Source organism: Acrocarpospora corrugata (assembly GCF_009687845.1).
Classification (GTDB): Bacteria; Actinomycetota; Actinomycetes; order Streptosporangiales; family Streptosporangiaceae; genus Acrocarpospora; species Acrocarpospora corrugata.
The window spans coordinates 40,930-59,743 of sequence record NZ_BLAD01000062.1; the positions used below are offsets into that span (position 1 = coordinate 40,930).

The following is an 18,814-nucleotide window of genomic DNA, read 5'->3' on the forward strand; positions in this document are numbered from 1 at the left end:
CCGGTTCGCCCGGCGCGGGCTTCGCCGTTCAGGCGGTTTCGAAGTCGGTGACCAGCCACTGCGTGCCGTACCGCTCCAGGCGGACGGCGAGGGCGCGGCTGCGGGTGCCGCAGTGCACGAGCAGGCACATCTCCACCGCGCCCGGGTGGGGGGACTGCACGTGCGGGACGCCGACCATCGGCGGGCGCTGGGTGTCGATCATCTTGCCGGCCCGGATCAGTTCGGCGTAGGCGCGGTCGGCCATCCGGTCCTGGATGGTCTCGGGTGGTCTCCGACCGGCGAGGATCTCGGCGAGCGCCTGGCCGAGGCCGCGCAGGCGCCGTTCGTCGGGGATGCCGCCGGAGGCGCCGAGGATGAGTGGCCGCCGGTCCCGTGCCGGGTCGGGGGCAGCACGGTAGGCCAGCGCGAGCGAGCCGCTGGTCTGGGGCTCGTCGTCGTACGGCGGGTCGGCCGGGGGGACGGGCACGAGCCGGGGGAGGGGGAACGGCTTGGGCATCGAGTCTCCGAGGGGGGCCGGACATTCGGTCCCCTACAAGAGATTCCGGCCCTCGCCCCCGGATACCTCCATGCCAACTTTCCCGGGATCTCCAGCCTTGTACGGCGATTCGCCCCGAAGATCCACCGTTCCGGCCCGTCCGCAACTAGGCGAACAGCTCTTCCAGCGCCGGATTGTCGATGGTCGCGCCGAGCCGCCGGGCACTCCCCAGGGCCGCGCCGTCCCCGAGCCGCCAACGGTGCAGATGCGCGCGCACTACGAACTCCCGCATGTCGCAGTGGGCGGCCAGCTGCGCCAGCGTGTCCAGCAGCGGCACGGCCCGGTCCCGGTCCCCCTGCCGCACGGCGGTCGCGATCGCCGCGTCCAGCGCGTACGCGTGCACCCACTGGTAGCGGTCCGGCACCCGGACGCAGCGGAAGCCCGCCTCGTCCTGCCATTTCGTCGCCGTCCGGTAGTCGGCCCTGGTCGCGTTGAGCAGGCCGAGGCCGCGCGCGGCCATGCCCTCCCAGCACGGGTCGCCGAGCTGGCAGGCCAGCTCCCAGGCGTGTTCGAGCGCGTCGCCCGCCTCGTCCAGTTTCCCGGCGATGAGGTCGAGTTCGGCGAGCAGCGTCTGCGGCCAGGGCAGGAACGCCATCCAGCGCTGCTTGAGTATCAGGTCCAGCGAGCGCTGCAAGGCGGCGGCGGCCTGGTCGCGTTCGGCCCTGAGCAGGTGGGCGCGGGCCAGGATGGACAGCGACCAGGCCTGCTGGCGGTGGTCCTCGCAGCGCACGGCCCGCTCGACGGAGTCGTTGAGATAGCCGAACGCGGCCGGGTAGTCGCCGTGGTCGGAGGCGTTCATGCCGCGCAGTCCGAGCAGCGCGGCGAACTCGGCGTCGGTCTCGGCCGTGTCCTGGGCCTTGCTCAGCCACGCCCCGGCCGTGTCCCGCCGCCCGGCCTGCACCTCGACGAAGCCGAGCTCCCGGTAGGCCCGCGCCGCCGTGGCCCGGTCGCCGGTGCGGATGCTCAGCGTGATCGCCTCGTGCAGCGCGATCGACCCTTCCGCGTCCCGGCCCCGTACGGCGTGGACCAGCGCGCCCCCCAGCGCGGCCAGCGCCCGGCCCTGCAACCCGGCGTCGCCGCAACGGGCCGCCTCGGCGACGGCCCGGCGCAGGCACTGCAGGCCCGCGTCCACGGCCCCGGCCACGATGGCGGCCCGGCCGGCGTCGAGCTGGCTGGAGCCGGCCGCCCGCCCGCTCAGTGCCGGGGCCACCGGGTTGCCGGTGCTGACGGCGGCCGCCTCGCGGAGCGCGGCGGAGGCGTCCAGGCCGAGTTCCCGCCGCAGCAGGTCCTCGCAGACGGCGATCTGCCGGAGCGCGGCGGTCCGGTCGCCGGTCGCGGCCAGGCTCCGGACCAGCAGTTCGTGGTTGCCCTCTTCGAGCGGGTTGCGGGCGACGGCGCGCGCCGCGTACCCGACCGCCTCCTTGGCCTGTCCGGCGGCGAGGAGGGCGACCGCGACCTGTCGGCAGCGCGCCTCGATCCTGGCCGACACCCGATGCCGCTCCACCAGCAGCCAGGACTCGAACGCCGGGCTGGCCGACAGGTTCATATCGGCCAGCAGGTCGCCGCCCGCGGCCAGCAGCGGGGCGGGGTCGGCGTCGTCGCGGACGACCTGGTGCACGTCGACGGTCACCCGGTCGCCGAACGCCAGGCGCACCGGGTCGCCGGTCAGGACGTCGGGGAGGTCGAGGGCCCTGCGCAGTTCGGCCAGCGCCCAGCGGAGCGCGCCCAGCGGGTCCTCGGCGTCGCCGAACAGCAGCTCGGCCAGATGGCGGCGGCCCTGCGGGCGTTCGGCCAGCAGCAGGTAGCTGAGCAGGGCCCAGGCTTTGCGGCCGCGCGGCGGCCGGATCGCCACTCCGTCGCGTTCGACGTACGGCGGACCGAGCAACTGGATCGTCAACATGAAGCCCCCCGTGACAGGTCGGGAAATCGCTTTGCCCACTGTACGGGAGGAAGGTCGTAGGAGGTCGTACCTTTAGGGTTAGGTCGTTGATTGCGTAGTTTCGACGCTTTCGCCGGAATCCACGTCCGGTTCCGGCTCGCGGCCCGGGGTCATGATGTTCAGCCGCCTGATCAGGAAGCTGAAGACCAGGTAGTAGACCGCCGCGTAGATCACGCCGATCAGCATGACCAGCCAGAAGTTGTGCGTGTTCGCCTTCCCGATGTTCAGCAGCGCGTCCGAGGCCCCCGCCGAGAAGCCGAAGCCCAGCCGCCCGTCCAGAGCCGTCGTCAGCGCCATCGAGAGGCCGGTCAGCAGCGCGTGCACCACGAACAGCACCGGGGCCACGAAGATGAAGGCGAACTCGATCGGCTCGGTGATGCCGGTGACGAACGAGACCAGCGCCGCGGAGATCATGATGCCGCCGACCGTGGTCCTGCGGTGCGCCGGGGCGGCCCGCCAGATCGCGATCGCGGCGGCCGGCAGGCCGAACATCATCACCGGGAAGAAGCCGGTCATGAACGAGCCCGCGCCGTCCGCGCCCTGCAGGTAGCAGGTCAGGTCGCCGGTGAACTGGGCGCCGCCGACCACGCAGCCCGGCACCTGGAACCAGACGATCGAGTTGATGATGTGGTGCAGGCCGAGCGGGATGAGCAGGCGGTTGGCGGTGCCGTACACACCCGCGCCGACCACGTTGTTGTCGGCCAGCCAGGAGCCGAAGTTGTTCATCACCTCGCCGATCGGCGGCCAGATCAGCCCGAACACCACGCCCAGCAGCACCCCCGCCAGCGCGGTGACGATCGGCACGAACCGCCGCCCGCCGAAGAACGCCAGCCAGGTCGGGAGCTTGATCCGGTAGTAGCGCTGCCAGAGCAGCGCCGCCACGATGCCGATCATGATGCCGCCCAGCACCCCGGTCGGGTTCCCTGCCGCCCAGTTGACCACCTCGACCGGCTTGCCGTCCGCGCCCACCACCTGCTGCGCCACCCGCTGGTGGACCACATCAGAGGCGGGCGCGTCGAAGAACAGGCCCTTGGAGACCCGGTCGAAGATGAGATACCCCACCAGTGCCGCCACCGCCGTCGACCCGTCCGCCTTCCGGGCGAAGCCGATCGCGACCCCGATCGCGAACAGCAGCGGCAGCGCGCCGAACAGCACGTCACCGGCGTTCGCGAAGACCTTGGCCACGTTCGCCATCCACCCGAAACCGGCCACGTCGGCCAAGCCGCCCGGCTCGGCGCCGTTCGAGCCCAGCATGTCGGGCTGGCCGAAGCGCAGCAGCAGCGCGGCGGCGGGCAGGACGGCGATCGGCAGCATCAGCGAGCGCCCCAGGCGCTGGAGCACGCCCATCACGGCGGAGCTGGAACTCATCGTGATCCTCCAAGGTGAGGGGAGGTTAGAGCCGCCGCGGCTCCAGGAGGGTGCGGAGCTGGTAGCGGTCCGCGCGGTAGGTGGAGACCCCGAGTTCGGCGCAGACCCCGCCGGTGTAGGAGCGGCGCTGCAGCAGCAGCACCGCGCCGCCGCGCGGCAGTTTGAGCAGGTCTGCGTCGCTCGGATCGGCGATCCCGCCGTCGATGGTCAGCTCACCGGCGTCCAGCACCAGCCCGTACCGGGATTCCAGTAAGGCATACAGGGAGCGGCCGGACAGGTCGAAGGCGTCCAGGTCGGGGGCGAGCGCCACCGGGATGTGGGCGCGCTCGATGCTCAGCGGCTCCCCGTCCGCCGTGCGCAGCCGCTCGATGAAGTGCACCGCGTCGCCGGGCTGGATGCCGAGCTCGCGGGCGAGGTGGGCACTGGCCCGGACCACCCGGCGATCGAGGTCGCGGGAGCCCGGCTCCAGGCCCCTGGCGCGCATGTCGTCGCTGAAGGAGGTCAGCTGGAGAGCCAGCTCTATCTTCGGCCGGGCCACGAACGTGCCCTTGCCGGGGACGCGGTGCAGCCGCCCCTCGGAGACCAGATGGTCCACCGCCTGCCGGACGGTCATCCTGGAGAGGCCGAAACGCTGGCACAGCTCGCGTTCCGAAGGGATCGCCGCGCCGATCGAGAGCTCGTTGCTCTCGATCAGGTCCAGCAGGATCTCGCGCAGCTGGAAGTACTTGGGCACCGGGCTGTCCGGATCGATCTGGGCCACTGTTGCCTCCCCTCTCGTATTAGATAAGGTTCCTACTGGTCTAGTCCGGACTAGACCACAGGCCCGATTTCCCTGTCAACGTACGGACCTATAACAGGATGAGCACCAGATGACGACGAAGATGCGTAGCGAGATCGCCGAACAGCCCGCCGCGCTCCGGGCCACACTGGACGCCCTGCTGCCCCAGGTCGAGGAGGTACGGCGACTGGGGGACCAGACACGTCAGCTGCTGTTCATCGCCCGGGGCACATCTGACAATGCCGCAGTCTACGGCCGGTACCTGGTGGAGGCCCACGCCGGACGCCTGTCGGCGCTGGCCGCGCCGTCGATCGCGACCACCTACAAGCGGCGGCTGGACCTGGACGGCGTGCTCGCGGTGGCGGTGTCCCAGTCGGGGCGTACCGAGGAGATCGTGGAGACGCTGGACTGGGCCAGGGACTGCGGGGCGCGGACGGTGGCGATCACCAACGGCGGCCCGGAGAGCCCGCTCGCGCTCGCCGCCGACCTGGCGCTGTGCACGGTCGCGGGGGAGGAGAAGGCGGTCCCGGCCACCAAGACCTACACCACGCAGCTGGCGGCGATGGCCGTGCTCGCGCTCGGGCTGGGGGCGGACGTGAACGCGGCCGACCTGGACCGGGTGCCGGACGCGGTGCAGAAGCTCATCGACGACCCGGGCGACCTCGACGCGCTGGTGGAAGGGCTGGCCGACAAGCCGGGAGTGGTGGTCTCCGGGCGGGGGCTGGCGTTCTCCACCGCGCTCGAACTGGCGCTGAAGCTCAAGGAGGCGTGCTACCTGCACGCCATGGGGCTGTCCTACGCCGACCTGCTGCACGGGCCGATCGCCGTGGTGGACGAGGACACGCCCGCCATCCTGGTCGCGGCCGGGGACGGGCCGACGCTGGCCGGGACGATCGCGCTGGCCGAGCGGGTGACCGGAGCGGGGGCTTCGGCGTTCGGGGTGGGGGGCGGGAACCGGTTGGCGGCCGTCTCGACCGCGTCGCTGCACGGGCCCGACCTGCCGGAGTGGGCCGCGCCGATGGGTCTCATCGTGCCAGGGCAGTTGCTCACCGAGGCGCTGGCGCGCAGGCTCGGGATCGACCCGGACGCGCCCCGTGGTCTGAACAAGGTCACCCAGACCGATTAGGGTGAATCACAGATCCATAACGAGGAGGCTGACCATGGCGGCAGACGCTCAGGCGATCATCTCCGGCCTCGGTGGGGTGGACAACATCATCGAGATCGAGCCGTGCATCACCCGGTTGCGCACCGAGGTGCGGGACGCCGCCAAGGTGGATCAGGCCGCGCTGAAGGCCGCGGGCGCGCACGGGGTGATGGCCGCGGGCAACATCGTCCAGGTCGTGGTGGGCCCGGAGGCCGACACGATCGCCAGCGACATCGAGGACATCATCGGCTGAGGGGGATTGTTGACACCTGTGCTGGCTCCGATGGCAGGCGCGGCGATCAGCCTCTCCGCCGTGCCGGATCCGGTGTTCTCCCAAGCCATGGTGGGTCCGGGCGCGGCCGTCGACCCGGCCAGGGAGCCGGGTGTCGCGGTCGCCCCCATCTCCGGAAGGATCGTGAAACTGCACCCGCACGCGTACGTGATCGTGGGCCCCGACGGCCGCGGCGTCCTGGTCCACCTGGGCATCGACACCGTCCAGCTCAAGGGCGTGGGCTTCGACCTGCTGGCCGCCGAGGGCGACCTGGTGCCGGCGGGTCAGCCCGTGGTGTCCTGGAACCCCGCCGACGTCGAGGCGGGCGGGCGCTCACCGATCTGCCCGGTGGTGGCGCTGGACGCGCCCGCCTCCTCGGTGCTGCGGGTGGCGGCCGGGCCCGTACACGCCGGAGACGAGTTGTTCCAATGGGGCTGACCGCGGCACTCTTCGACCTGGACGGCACACTGATCAACTCCGAGGCGCGGAGTCTGGCCATGTGGGCGCTGCTGCTGGACAACCACGGGGTCGAGCACGACGAGAACGTGCTGCGCGGCTTCATGGGGCGGCGGGTCCTCGACGTGCTGGGCGGGCTGCTGCCGGGAGCCGACGCGCAGGCGCTGCTGGCCGAGATCGGCGACTACGCGCTGCGGCCGGGGCTGCCGGAGATCGAGATCGTGCCCGGCGCGGTGGACTTCGTCCGTTCCGTCGCCGCCGCCGGCGCGCCCGCCGCGCTGGTCACCTCGGCGCGGCGGTGGTGGGCCGAGGACCGGCTGGGCTGGCTGGGCGTGCGCGACGCGGTCCAGACCATCGTGTCCGGCGAGGACGTGACCGCCGGCAAACCGGACCCGGAGGCGTACCTGACGGCCGCCGCGCGGCTGGGCGTCGAGCCCGCCGACTGCGTGGTCTTCGAGGACTCGCTGGCCGGGATTGCCGCCGCGCGCGCGGCGGGTATGACGTGCGTGGGACTGGCGACAACCCACCATCCCGGCGAATTGGCGCATGCTGACCTTGTCGTCGCCGATCTCACCGGTGTCGAATGGCCGATAACCGGGTGGTCTGGACCGCCCGCGTAGGTAGAGGAGTATCCGTGGCCGAGCGAAAGATAACCGTCGAGTCCGAGGTGGGCCTGCACGCGCGTCCCGCCGCGACCTTCGTGCAGACCGCGACGAAGGCGTCCATCGACGTCACCGTCGCCAAACTGGGCGGTAGCGGCGCCCCCGTCAACGCCAAGAGCATCCTGTCGGTGCTCTCGCTGGACGTCCGGCGCGGCGACACCATCGTCATCAACGCCGAAGGGGAGGGGGCCGACGAGCTCCTGGACCAGCTCGCCGCGATCGCGTCGGCGACCTGACATGGACACCGCTGCGGTGTTGCGTGGTTCGGGAGTCAGTCCGGGCGCCGGATACGGGCCCGTACACCTGCTGGTCGGGTCGATCCCCGAACCCGCGCCTGGTTCGCGGTATCAGGGCGAGGCGGCGGCCGAGCGGAAACGGGCCGCGGACGCGCTGGAGCGGGTCGCCGACGATCTGGAGGCGCGCGGCGCGAAGGCCGGCGGCGCGGCTCAGGACGTTCTCGGCGCGCAGGCCATGATGGCGCGCGACCCCGGCCTTGAGGTCGGGGTCGCGGAGCGCATCGACGAGGGTGTCGCCGCGCCGCGCGCGGTGTTCGAGGCGTTCGGGAAGTACCGGGACCTGCTCGCGGCGGCCGGGGGCTACCTGGCCGAGCGGGTGGCCGACCTGGACGACATCCGGGATCGGACCATCGCGCTGCTGACCGGGCTGCCGATGCCCGGGGTGCCGGACTCGGCGGCCGAGCCGTACGTGCTGGTCGCCAAGGATCTGGCCCCGGCCGACACGGCGCTGCTCAACCGGGACCTGGTGGCCGCCTTCGTGACCGAGGACGGCGGCCCGACCAGCCACACCGCGATCCTGGCCCGCGCGATGGGCGTGCCAGCCGTGGTCGGCTGCGCCGGCGCCACCTCGATCGGCCAGGGCACCTGGGCGCTGGTGGACGGCGCCTCCGGTTCGGTACGGCTTTCGCCGCCGCGGGCCGACGTGGACGCGCTGCTCGGCGCGGCCGCGGCCCGGGAGGCGGCGCTGTCCGCCAGCACCGGTCCGGGGACGACCTCGGACGGGCACGCGGTGCCGCTGCTGGCCAACATCGGCGGGCCGAAGGATCTGGAGTCGGCGCTGGCGCACGGCGCGGAGGGCGTCGGGCTGTTCCGCACCGAGTTCCTGTTCCTCGATCGGGCGGACGCGCCGTCGGAGGAGGAGCAGGAGGCGGCCTACCGGGCCGTGTTCGACGCGTTCCCCGGCGGGCGGGTCGTGGTGCGGACCCTGGACGCCGGGGCGGACAAGCCGCTGGCGTTCCTGCCGCCGTCCGGCGAGGAGCCCAACCCGGCGCTCGGCGAACGCGGCCTCCGCATGTTCCGGAAATATCCGGAAATGATGGAAAGTCAGTTGGGGGCGTTGGCGCGGGCCGCCGCCGGTACGGCGGCCCTTCCCTACGTCATGGCGCCGATGGTCGCCACCGTCGAGGAGGCCTCCTGGTTCGTCTCCGCCTGCCACGACGCCGGCCTGGACACCGCCGGAATCATGATCGAGATCCCCTCGGCCGCGCTCCGCGCCCACCAGCTCGCCACCGTCGTCGACTTCTTCTCGATCGGCACCAACGACCTCACCCAGTACGCGCTGGCGGCCGATCGCCAGGTCAGCGGGGTCGCCGACCTGCAGGATCCGTGGCATCCCGCCGTACTCGACCTGATCGCGCTGGCCGCCGACGGCGCCGCCGGTGCCGGGAAGAGCTGCGGCGTGTGCGGTGAGGCCGGCGCCGACCCGGTGCTCGCGTGCGTCCTGGTGGGTCTCGGCGTCACCTCACTTTCGATGGGATCCCCCGCGCTGCCCTGGGTCCGCGCCGCCCTCGGCCGTCATACCCTGGAGCAGTGCCGTACGGCCGCCGTCGCGGCGCGTGGCGCGCTCTCCGCGAGCACCGCGAAGGACGCCGCCCGAGCCGAGCTCCCCGGCCTCGCCGACCTGGGTCTCTGACCCGCGCCGACTCGCGTGCGGCTCCTCCTCCGGGTGGAACAGGGCCCGGGGGAGGAGCCGTACGCACCATCCCCGAGCAGGATGTCGGTCGCTCCGGCTACGGTGTGAACATGGTTGGGCACGGCACGGTAAGAAGGCATGGACGCTCCGGTTTAGTGCGCCTGCGCGCACTCGTCTGCGTGATGTTAGCGATGGTCACGGCTTGCTCCGCGACGAGGAACACCCCGGTCGGCAGCACCCCGCAGCCGTCCGCGTCGGCACCGTCCTCCGCCGTGCCGTCGAAATCCCCTGCTGTGTCCCGCGTGACGGCCCAACTCCAGCGGATGAGTGTCGAGGAGAAGGTCGGCCAGCTCTTCATGCCGGTGCTGTACGGCTCGCGCGCCGACGCCCCCCATCAGGAGAACCAGGCCCGCTTCGGCGTCGGCAGCCCCGCCGAGGTGATCGAGAAATATCACCTCGGTGGCATGATCCTCTTCCCTGGCACCGGCAACATCGTCGACGCGAAACAGCTGGCGCAGTTCACCGCCGGGCTCCGCGCCGCCGCCCCCGACGTTCCCCTGCTCATCGGCGTCGACCAGGAGAACGGCCTGGTCTCCCGCCTCGGTGACCTGGTCACCAAACTGCCCGGGGCGCAGACCATCGGCGACACCGGCAAACCCGCGAACGCCCGCGCTGCCGCGAAGATCACCGGCACCGAGCTCAGGGCCCTCGGCATCTCGATGGACTTCGCCCCCGTCGCCGACGTGAACGTCAATCCCCGGAACCCCGTCATCGGCCCCCGCGCCTACGGCTCCGACCCTGGCCTCGTCGCCGACATGGTCAGCGCCGCCATCAAGGGCTTCCACGACAGCGGCATCGCCGCCACCGCCAAACACTTCCCCGGCCACGGCGACACCGCCACCGACAGCCACACCGCCCTGCCCGTGATCCACCACACCCGCGCAGAATGGGACCGCCTGGACGCCCCGCCCTTCCGCGCCGCCATCGCCTCCGGCGTCGACGCCATCATGAGCGCCCACATTGTGATGCCCCGCCTCGACTCCTCCGGCGACCCCGCCACCCTCTCCAAGAAGATCCTCACCGGCCTGCTCCGCCAGGAACTCGGCTTCAAGGGCGTCATCTCCACCGACGCCCTCAACATGGACGGCGTCCGCAAAAAATACGGCGACTCCGAAGTGGCCGTCCGCGCCATCCTGGCCGGCGCCGACATCCTCCTCATGCCCCCCGACCTCTCCAAGGCGTACCAGGCCGTCCTCGCCGCCGTCGACTCCGGCCGCATCACCAAAACCCGCCTCGACCAGTCCGTCCGCCGAATCCTCAAACTAAAATCCGACCGCTCCCTCCACACCAAAAACTTCTACCCCCCACCCACAAAAGCCCCTTCCCTCCTCAAAACCCCCACCCACCTCCGCACCGCCACCCGCCTCACCTCCACAAACAGCTGACCTCCGCAGGGTGGCTGACCTTCCGGCGTTGTGCCGGAGTCTGGTGTTCCACGCTGGACTCGGTTTGCCTTGCTTCCGCGGGCGGCTGGCCCTCCCGCTTGGCGCCGAGTCCGGTGTTTTACGCTGGAGCCGGTCTGCTTTGGGAGGGTTTGTGGTCAAGGGTGTGATCATCGACTGGGGTGGGGTTCTCACCACCGGGTTGGCTGAGGCGATCGAGGAGTGGCTTGCGGCTGATCGCATCGATGGGTCGCGGTATCGCGATGTGATGCGGGAGCTGATCCTGCACGCCTACGAGGGGGCGGCCGATGGCGAGAACACGATTCACGCGCTGGAGCGCGGCGAGATCTCGGCCGCGGATTTCGAGCTTGATCTGGCGGCGCGGCTGCTCACCCTGGACGGGGTGCCGCCGGTCGCCGAAGGTCTGCTGACCCGGATGTTCGCGGGCTTCCGCCCGGTCGAATCGATGAACGACATGCTCCGCCACGCCCGCGCCGCGGGGGTACGAACCTGCCTGCTCTCCAACTCCTGGGCCAACGACTACCCCCGCGACAACTGGCCCGACCTCTTCGACAAGATCGTCATCTCCGGCGAAGTCGGCATGCGCAAACCCGAACCCCGGATCTTCCACCACGCCCTGGACCTGCTCGCCCTCACCCCCGCCGACTGCGTCTTCATCGACGACATCCAGGCCAACATCACCGCCGCCCAATCCCTGGGCATCCACGGCCTCCACCACACCACCCCCACCACCACGATCACCCACCTGGAATCCCTCATCGGAGTCCCTCTCCGCAGCGCATCCTGAAGTCCGCACGGCCTTGTCGTAGTTGTTGCGCGGCTGGGTGACCTTGTCGCCATCCGGAAGACGCGCCCGTCGTTGCGGCGTTCCGGCATGCCGTCCCTGGCCGGGACGGGCTTCGGAGCCGGGGAGCTGAATAGCTCTCGGGAGGGTTGGCGGAGCTGTGGATCGGCGCTTCGGGTCCAGGGGTTCTCGCCGGAAGTGGTGTGGTGCTGGCACACTCATGGGGTGATCGGCTGCGTCCGGGGTTCGGGGCGCCCCGGAATCCGTGCGGAGCTCTTCGTAATTCGGGCGGCCGTGGCAAAGCTTCAGCGTCGAACATCTTGGGGAACGCATGCGTGTCTATCTGCCGTGCACGCTTCCGGGCCTGGCCCGCGCCCTCGCGGCCGGCGAACTGGGACCGGGACCGATGGCGGGTTTCGCGGTGACGCCCGCGCTCGTCGAGTGGTACGTCTCCGGAGACACCGAGGAACTGGAGTACGTCGCCCTGATGGAGGCGGCCCGCGGATCGTTGCGCATGCTCGCGGCGGACAAAGCCGACGGTTTCGACGCCCCGGCCCGCCGGGTCGTAGTCGCCGCCGAAGTCCCCGACACCGCCGTCCTGGTGAGCCCCGACCTGAACGATCGCGGCCGCGTCCGAGTCCTGGAATCCGTGCCGATGGCGAACCTGGCCGCCGTCCACATCGACGACCTCCCCGCCCAGGAGGACGTCTCCGCAGCCCTCTCCGCCCTCTCCTCAGCCGACGACGGCGACGACGACGCCCAGTTCATCGTGGACGGCGCCGACGCCCACGAACTCCTCTGGTACGCCACCCAGGAGATCCCCGATCTCCTGACCTGACTCGTCGTGGCACAATCCCCCCATGCGGGCGATGTTCCATGTTCTTGGGCCCTTTTCGGTGCGCGTCGACGGACGCTCGATAGATGTCGGTGGGCCGCGCCCGCGGCTGCTGCTGGCGCGCCTGCTCGTCGCGCGCGGGGCCACCGTCTCCGTTGACGCGCTCCTCGACGGCCTCTACGACGGCGAGCCTCCGCCGCGTGCGCTGGGAACGCTCCACAGCTACATCTCCAACCTGCGCCGCCTGCTCGAACCCGGGCGCGCGCCGCGCACCCCCTCGGCGATGCTGATCAACAGGCCACCGGGGTACGCGCTCGGGCCGCACTGGCTGGACGCGGAGGAGTTCGTCCGGCTGTCAGGTCAGGGCAAGCACGACGACGCCCTGAAGTTGTGGCGCGGCACGCCGTACGAGGAGTTCGCGGACGTGTCCTGGTTGCGGCCGGAGATCGAACGCCTGGAGCAGGCCCAGCTGACCGTTCGCGAGCAACGGCTGGCCGCGCTGGAGCCGGCGCCGGACATGGTCGCCGAGCTGGAAGGGCTGGCCAGGGCGCACCCGCTGCGGGAGAGCCTGTGGCAGACCCTGGCCCGGGCACTCTACCGGCTCGGACGGCAGGCCGACGCACTCGATGCCCTGCGGGCGGCCCGGCGTCATCTGGCCGAGGAACTCGGGCTGGACCCGGGGCCGGGAATCCAGCGGCTCGAAGCGATGATCCTGGAGCAGGATCCCGCGCTGGGGGACGCGGTTTTCGTGGGCGGCCCGGAACCAGAACCGGCGGCGCGACTGACGGTGGGGCGGGCCGCGCACCTCGATCGGCTCGCCGAGGTGGCCGCCGACGTCAGCGCCGGTCAAACCCGCATGGTGGTGGTCTCCGGCGAACCGGGCATCGGGAAGACCTGGCTCGCGGCGGAGTTCGCGCGCGGGCGGCAGGCCCAGGGGTGGCTGGTGGCGTGGGGCCACTGTCACGAGATGTCAGGCGCGCCGCCGCTGTGGCCATGGCGGCAGATCGTCGGGGAACTGGCTGAGCACGCCCCTCCGAACCATGCGGACGCGCTCGGCCTGCTCACCGACGATCAGGACGAGCGTAACCGTACCGGCCATCGCGATGGTGAGGCGGGGGAGGCCAGGTTCAGGCTCCACCGGGCGGTGGCCGATTACTTCGCGTCGGTGTCGGCCGCCCGGCCGCTGCTGTTGCTCCTCGACGACCTGCAGTGGGCGGACGCCGCCTCCCTCGGGCTCCTCGCCGACCTGGCCAAACTGCAGCGGGGGCGGGTCGCCGTCGTCATCACCGTACGTTCGGGCGAGGGCACACCCGCCATGTACGACGCGCTCGGCATGGTGGGGCGCAGCCAGGCGCTGCGACTGCCGCTGGCCGGGCTCGACGCCGCCTCGGTCGGCGAACTGTCGGGTCTCGATCCCGAACGGGCCTCCGCGCTGGCCGAGCGCACGGGCGGCAACCCGCTGTTCATTCGCGAGACCCTGCGGCTGGCCGAGGACCAGGGGCTGGCCCGGGCGCTCGGCACGGTGCCCGAAGGGCTGGCGGACGTGCTGCGGCAGCGGATCAGGCGACTGCCCGAGGCGTACCGCACCGTTCTGGAGGCGGCGGCAGTGGCGGGCGACGCGACTGACCCGCTACTGCTGGCCGAAGTCCTCGCAGAGACGAATCCGTCGGCCGAAGAGGCCACGGAGATGCTGGTGGGGGAGGCGGTGGCGGCGGCTCAGGGCGCCCGGTTGCTCGGCGACGACCACGCGTTCGCCCATGGTCTGATCCGGGAGACCTGCTACGCCGACCTGTCGGCCCGGCGCCGGACCGCGCTGCACCTGGCCGTGCTGCACGGGCTGGAGCGCCGTCCGGCGGCCGACCTGACCGCTATGGCCGCGCATGCCCTGGCCGCCGGACCCATCGGAGCGGCACCGGCCGTGGAGCTGTGCGCCGCGGCGGCAGGGCAGGCAGCGGGCCGGCACGCCTACGAGGACGCGGTCATGTGGTGGCGGCGGGCGGCGGACACGCACGGCCGGCTGCCCGGCGCCGATCCGGCGCGGCACGTGGAGCTGCTGCTCGGCCTCGTCCGCGCTCAGCTCGACGCCGGCGACGGTTTCGCCGCGCGGGCCACTCGCAACGAGGCGGTGTTCGCCGCCGACAGGACCGGCGGCGACGCTCTGGCCGCGCGGGCGCTGACCAGTCTCGACGCGCCGGGCCTGTGGAAGTTCTACACCTACGGGGACATGGAAGTGCACTCGGTCGAGCGGATCGAGAGCGTGCTCGACCGGTTGCCCGGAGACGACTCTGAACTGCGCTGCCGCCTGCTCGGCTGCCTCGGCATGGAGCGGTACGACGGCTCGGCGGACCCGCGGTGCGACCTCGCCACGGCGGAGGCGCTGGCGATGGCCCGTCGCCTGGTCGCCGGGGGAGCGGACAAGCGGCTGCTGGCCATCACGCTCAACGCCCGCTACCTGGGCGTCCAGCTGCCCGAGCGAATGCGCGAGCTCGACTCGATCGGCGACGAGCTGGTGGAACTGGGACTGCCCGGCTTCGAGCTGCTCGGCCGGCTGATCCAGGAGCGGACCCGGCTGGAACTGTACGACGTGCGCGGCGCGGACGAGGCCGCCCACCGGGCCGGCCGGCTGGTCGAGCGGCTCGACCTGCCCTGGCCCCGCTTCCAGCACCTCATCTACTCGGGTGCCCGGCGGCTCATGGAGGGCGACCGGGCGGGTGCGGAGGAGGCGTACACGGCCGCGGCCGAGGCGGGGGAGCGGCTCAACCTATGGCACACGGAGGCGACGCTGGCCGCGGGTCTCATCTGCGCCCAGCTGCACAACGGCGAGCCCGTCGAAGACGAGGAGCTGATCGCGCGATTCTCGCCGTTCCCGGCGCATCGGCAGGTCATCCGCGCCGTGTCGGCGTCCTACAGAGGCGACACGGAGACGCTGGCGGCGATCCGCCGGGAGGGCTGGCGCCCGCTGCCGCGTGATTTCACCGAGCTGGCCACGACCTGCCTGAGCGGGCTGGCCATGCAGGCGGCCGGGGACGTGGCGGGGAGCCGGCACGTGTACCAGCGGCTGCTGCCCTACGAGGACCGCCTGGCGTTCGGGGCGGGGACGTTCCCCGCCGGGCCGGTCGGCTACTACCTCGGCCTGCTCGCCGCGGATCCCGGGGCCCGCCGCGCCCACCTCGACGCGGCGGCGGAGCGCTGCGAGCGGGCCGGTCTGACCTGGTGGGCCAGGCGCATCACAAGTGTTCGTTGAGTCGCGCCGTAGTGGGCGCGGCCATCGTGGTCGCATGACGACGAACATCGAACGGGGCACGGGCCCCGACCTCACGCTCTTCCTGGCTTTCCACCGTGGGCTCCGCCGCGATTTCGGCCGCCTCGCCGAGGCGCTGGACCGCTGCCCGGCCGGGGACGAGCGCCGCCGCGCCCTCATCGACGAGCACACCGCCATGCAGCTGCGGGCCCTGCACCACCACCACTCGGACGAGGACGCCAACATCTGGCCGCTGCTCCGCTCCCTGGTGCCCGAGTCCACCGAGGTGCTGGACCGGCTGGAGGCCGAGCACCAGGAGATGGACGACGTGATCGCGCGCCTCACCGGGCGTCCACGCCCGGCGCCGGAGCAGGCCCGCGACCTGCGCCGGCTGCACGAGCTGCTGAACACGCATCTCGACCTGGAGGAGTCCCAGGTGGTCCCGCTGATCCGAGCGCACATCACACCCGAGTGGTGGGAGGAGTCGGGCAAGGCGGTCGTCAAGAGCCACGGGCGGGAGCTGCCCATGGTGGCCGCGTGGACCCTGGACGCCGCGTCCGAGGAACAGCGGGCCCACATCCTCGCCACCGTGCCGCTGATCATGCGGGTGCTCTACCGGCTGGCCTGGCGTCGGGCGTACGAGCGACGTGTCGCGCAGGTGTTCGGCTGACGCTGGAGCCCGGGCGAAGTGCACCCGGGCTCACCCCTGCTCCAGCTAAAGCGTTGACGGACGATAAGTCGAGATATATCTTGAATCCGCTTTGGTCGGTCCGGTGGAGGAGAGGGGTCAGGGGCAAAGTCGGTGGTGGCTTTGTTCCGTGGGATATGGGTGCTTCTACTGGGTTGGGGCGGCGGGTTCGGGATCTGATTCTGGTTACCGGGGTGGTGACCGAGGTTCGGATGGTGGCGGGGAGGATGCGGGGGATTCGGGTTGAAGGGGATGGGGTTGGGGGGTTGGCGTGGGCTGCGGGGCAGCAGGTTCGGGTTCTGGTGACGGATCCGTTGGCGTTTCGGAACTGGCGGCGGCCTGGGGACTTTCTGCGGACCTATTCGGTTTGGGATCTTGATGGGGGGTTGGAGTTGCGTGTTCTCGATCATGGGGAAGGGCCGGGGGCGCGGTGGGCTCGGCGGGTGGCTGTCGGGGATGAGGTGACGTTCAACAAGCCTGAGGGGGCGTTCGTCGTGCAGGAGGGGGCGTACCACCTGTTCGTGGGGGAGGAGACGGCGGCGGTCGCGTTCGGGCCGATGATCCGGGGGCTGGGGGACGCCTCCGTGTTCGGGGTTGTCGAGGTCGCGGGGAAAGACGATCTGCTTGAGCTGGGGGACGCGGTTCGGTGGATTTTCCGGGGGGAGCGGAGCGCGGCGGAGTCGGGGGAGTTGGTCGAGGCCGTTCGAGGGTTGAGCCTGCCGGCGGAGGCCGGGGTCGCGTATGTGGCGGGGGAGGCGAAGACCATCCAGATGGTGCGTGATCACCTCGTGCGGGAGCGGGGGTGGCCTCGGCGGGCGGTGCTGACCAAGCCGTTCTGGACACCGGGAAGAGTGGGCCTTGAGTAAGACCGAGATTCACCGCAAGCAGGGCAAACCGGCTCATCGCGAGAGTGGGCCTTGGGTAAGGGCGTTCGGTGGGAGATTTCCGGTGGTGTGGCCGGGCGAGCACTGGTGAGTGAGGTAGCCGCCTGGGTTGGAGCCTATGAGGTGGGTGACCAGGGGGTTGTCGGTGGGGTCTATTAAACTGGCGGACGATGACACACATTGTTTGGGACTGGAACGGGACGCTCTTTCACGACACGGATGCGGTCGTTGGAGCTACGAATGAGATCTTCCGGCCGTATGGGGTGGGGCCGTTTGATCTTGAGGGGTTTCGGGAGGTTTATACGCGGCCGATCTGGGTGGCGTATGAGCGGATCATCGGGCGGCCGCTCGCGGAAGGCGAGTGGGAGCAGCTCGATCACGGGTTTCATCTCCACTACCACGAGCTGATGCTGGCGTGTCAGCTCGCGGAGGGTGCGACGGCGAGTCTGCGGGCCTGGGGCGACTCGGGGCGGACGCAGTCGCTGCTGTCGATGTGGGGACACGATCGGCTGGTGCCGAAGGTGGGCGAGTTCGGGCTCGACCATCACTTCGCCCGGGTGGACGGGCTCCGGGCCGCTTCCGGCGGGCCCAAGGCGGAGCACATGGTCCTGCACCTCAAGGCCCTCGATCTCGATCCTGGTCAGGTCGTGGTGATCGGGGACAGCGTGGATGACGCGCATGCCGCGCAGCACGTCGGGGCCAGGGCGATCCTCTACACCGGAGGCATGACCCGCCGGTCGGAGCTGGAGCGGGTCGGCGTCCCCGTCGTGGACTCGTTGCAGCAGGCACTGAACCTCGCTGACACAGGTTCGGCGGAAAGCAGACGATCCATCCACTAGCGGGCAATCCATCCGGCATTGGATGGGTTAACTGGGGTGGGTTGGTCGTACGCTGAGCGGAGTTGAGGTTTTCCCCCCTCGGAGGTCGCGATTAACCGGCTCGTGCTCTGGAATGTCGATCTGACGTTGGTCGACGTCACGATCGTTGCTCGCGACGCGTATGCCGACGCGTTCCGGATGGTGACCGGGCGGCCGTTGGTGAAGCTGGCCGTGGCCATGGGGAGGCCGGACTCGGAGATCATCTTCGAGACATTGGCGATCAACGGGATTCAGGTGGAGGACTATCACCTGCCCCGGTTCATCGACGCGCTGGCCGTGGCGTTCACCGACAAGCGGCGGCGACTGGACAAAGAGGGCAGGGCGATGCCGGGCGCCAAGGACGCGCTGAAGGCGATCTCCCGCCTCGACGGGGTCGTCCAGTCCGTGCTGACCGGCACGATCAAAACCAACGCCGTGCACAAATTAGCCGCCTTCGGCCTGAACAAGTGGGTGGACTTCGAGGTCGGCGGGTACGGCGAAGAGGTCTACCCCAAAGCCACCCTGCTCCAGGTCGCCCAAGGCCGCGCCAAGGACAAGTACGGCTTCCGCTTCGACGCCGGGAACACCGTCCTGATCGGCGACTCCACCCGCGACGTCCAGGCCGCCCAGATCGGCGGCGCCGCCATGATCGCCGTAGCCTCGGGCCGCTCCACCGAGGCCGAACTACGCGAAGCTGGCGCGGACATCATCCTCCCCGACCTCGCCAACGCCTCCGAAGTCGTCGCCGCCATCGCCCGCCTCACCAGCCCGGTCAACCGCAAAGCCAGCTGACCCGCCCTCGATCGCGTCGGTCCCTGGTGCGGGACGCCGCATGCCCAAGCATGCTGCGATTCTCCACTCGGGCGACGAGCCGGCCGCAGTGACGGAATGGGCGGGCAATCGCGACCGGTCAGGACCGAAGGCAGGGCTGGGCGGTCCGTCACGGAATGGTGGGCAACCGCGAGCGGCCGGGCATGAGG

General features: G+C 71.0%; 18 protein-coding genes. 14 read left to right on the forward strand and 4 right to left on the reverse strand.

The genetic code is table 11. The annotated features are described in order from the left end of the window. Window positions 1-28 precede the first annotated feature (28 nt). The 4 genes from Acor_RS24275 to Acor_RS24290 form a co-directional block, all read right to left on the reverse strand. On the reverse strand, window positions 29-496 hold the full coding sequence (locus Acor_RS24275) for an Rv3235 family protein (RefSeq protein WP_155339041.1): 468 nt from the start codon (window positions 494-496) through the stop codon (window positions 29-31). A 145-nt stretch (window positions 497-641) separates the two neighbouring features. Further along, window positions 642-2,435: an AfsR/SARP family transcriptional regulator gene (locus tag Acor_RS24280; protein WP_155339042.1), complete on the reverse strand. Its 1,794-nt coding sequence runs from the start codon at window positions 2,433-2,435 to the stop codon at window positions 642-644. Between the two features lie 78 nt (window positions 2,436-2,513). After that, window positions 2,514-3,842, reverse strand: a complete 1,329-nt coding sequence (locus Acor_RS24285; RefSeq protein ID WP_155339043.1) for a PTS transporter subunit EIIC — start codon at window positions 3,840-3,842, stop codon at window positions 2,514-2,516. Window positions 3,843-3,867: 25 nt separating this feature from the next. Continuing rightward, window positions 3,868-4,602 (reverse strand): GntR family transcriptional regulator, encoded by a 735-nt coding sequence (locus Acor_RS24290; protein ID WP_155339044.1) that lies wholly within the window; start codon window positions 4,600-4,602, stop codon window positions 3,868-3,870. 109 nt (window positions 4,603-4,711) lie between these two features. On the opposite strand from Acor_RS24290, the gene Acor_RS24295 reads away from it, so the two are divergent. From Acor_RS24295 to Acor_RS24360, 14 genes are all read left to right on the forward strand, one after another. After that, window positions 4,712-5,746, forward strand: coding sequence for an SIS domain-containing protein (locus Acor_RS24295; RefSeq protein WP_155339045.1), 1,035 nt, complete (start codon window positions 4,712-4,714; stop codon window positions 5,744-5,746). A gap of 34 nt (window positions 5,747-5,780) precedes the next feature. Next, a complete protein-coding gene (locus Acor_RS24300; RefSeq protein WP_155339046.1) occupies window positions 5,781-6,017 on the forward strand; it encodes a PTS sugar transporter subunit IIB in 237 nt (78 codons plus the stop codon). A gap of 30 nt (window positions 6,018-6,047) precedes the next feature. After that, window positions 6,048-6,473 carry a PTS sugar transporter subunit IIA gene (locus Acor_RS24305; protein ID WP_246239049.1) on the forward strand — a complete coding sequence of 142 codons (426 nt, stop codon included), beginning with the start codon at window positions 6,048-6,050 and terminating at the stop codon, window positions 6,471-6,473. Further along, the gene (locus Acor_RS24310; RefSeq protein WP_155339048.1) at window positions 6,464-7,111 is read left to right on the forward strand and encodes an HAD family hydrolase; all 648 of its coding nucleotides are present in this window, start codon (window positions 6,464-6,466) and stop codon (window positions 7,109-7,111) included. Before Acor_RS24305 ends, Acor_RS24310 begins: the two co-directional genes overlap by 10 nt. Window positions 7,112-7,125: 14 nt before the next feature. Then, the gene (locus Acor_RS24315; protein WP_155339049.1) at window positions 7,126-7,389 is read left to right on the forward strand and encodes an HPr family phosphocarrier protein; all 264 of its coding nucleotides are present in this window, start codon (window positions 7,126-7,128) and stop codon (window positions 7,387-7,389) included. Window position 7,390: 1 nt separating this feature from the next. Further along, a complete protein-coding gene (ptsP, locus tag Acor_RS24320; protein WP_155339050.1) occupies window positions 7,391-9,082 on the forward strand; it encodes a phosphoenolpyruvate--protein phosphotransferase in 1,692 nt (563 codons plus the stop codon). A 302-nt stretch (window positions 9,083-9,384) separates the two neighbouring features. Continuing rightward, the gene (nagZ, locus tag Acor_RS24325) at window positions 9,385-10,527 is read left to right on the forward strand and encodes a beta-N-acetylhexosaminidase (RefSeq protein WP_246239051.1); all 1,143 of its coding nucleotides are present in this window, start codon (window positions 9,385-9,387) and stop codon (window positions 10,525-10,527) included. Between the two features lie 151 nt (window positions 10,528-10,678). Then, window positions 10,679-11,332 carry an HAD family hydrolase gene (locus Acor_RS24330; protein WP_155339051.1) on the forward strand — a complete coding sequence of 218 codons (654 nt, stop codon included), beginning with the start codon at window positions 10,679-10,681 and terminating at the stop codon, window positions 11,330-11,332. Between the two features lie 328 nt (window positions 11,333-11,660). Then, window positions 11,661-12,167: a DUF6912 family protein gene (locus Acor_RS24335; RefSeq protein WP_155339052.1), complete on the forward strand. Its 507-nt coding sequence runs from the start codon at window positions 11,661-11,663 to the stop codon at window positions 12,165-12,167. Between the two features lie 22 nt (window positions 12,168-12,189). Then, complete coding sequence (locus Acor_RS24340) at window positions 12,190-15,408, forward strand: ATP-binding protein (protein WP_155339053.1); 3,219 nt, start codon at window positions 12,190-12,192, stop codon at window positions 15,406-15,408. A 34-nt stretch (window positions 15,409-15,442) separates the two neighbouring features. Continuing rightward, on the forward strand, window positions 15,443-16,075 hold the full coding sequence (locus tag Acor_RS24345) for a hemerythrin domain-containing protein (protein ID WP_155339054.1): 633 nt from the start codon (window positions 15,443-15,445) through the stop codon (window positions 16,073-16,075). A 245-nt stretch (window positions 16,076-16,320) separates the two neighbouring features. Then, the gene (locus Acor_RS24350; protein WP_281353256.1) at window positions 16,321-16,959 is read left to right on the forward strand and encodes a siderophore-interacting protein; all 639 of its coding nucleotides are present in this window, start codon (window positions 16,321-16,323) and stop codon (window positions 16,957-16,959) included. 188 nt (window positions 16,960-17,147) lie between these two features. Continuing rightward, on the forward strand, window positions 17,148-17,816 hold the full coding sequence (locus tag Acor_RS24355) for an HAD family hydrolase (protein WP_155339055.1): 669 nt from the start codon (window positions 17,148-17,150) through the stop codon (window positions 17,814-17,816). A gap of 102 nt (window positions 17,817-17,918) precedes the next feature. Next, complete coding sequence (locus Acor_RS24360) at window positions 17,919-18,626, forward strand: HAD family hydrolase (protein ID WP_246239053.1); 708 nt, start codon at window positions 17,919-17,921, stop codon at window positions 18,624-18,626. Window positions 18,627-18,814: the final 188 nt, after the last annotated feature.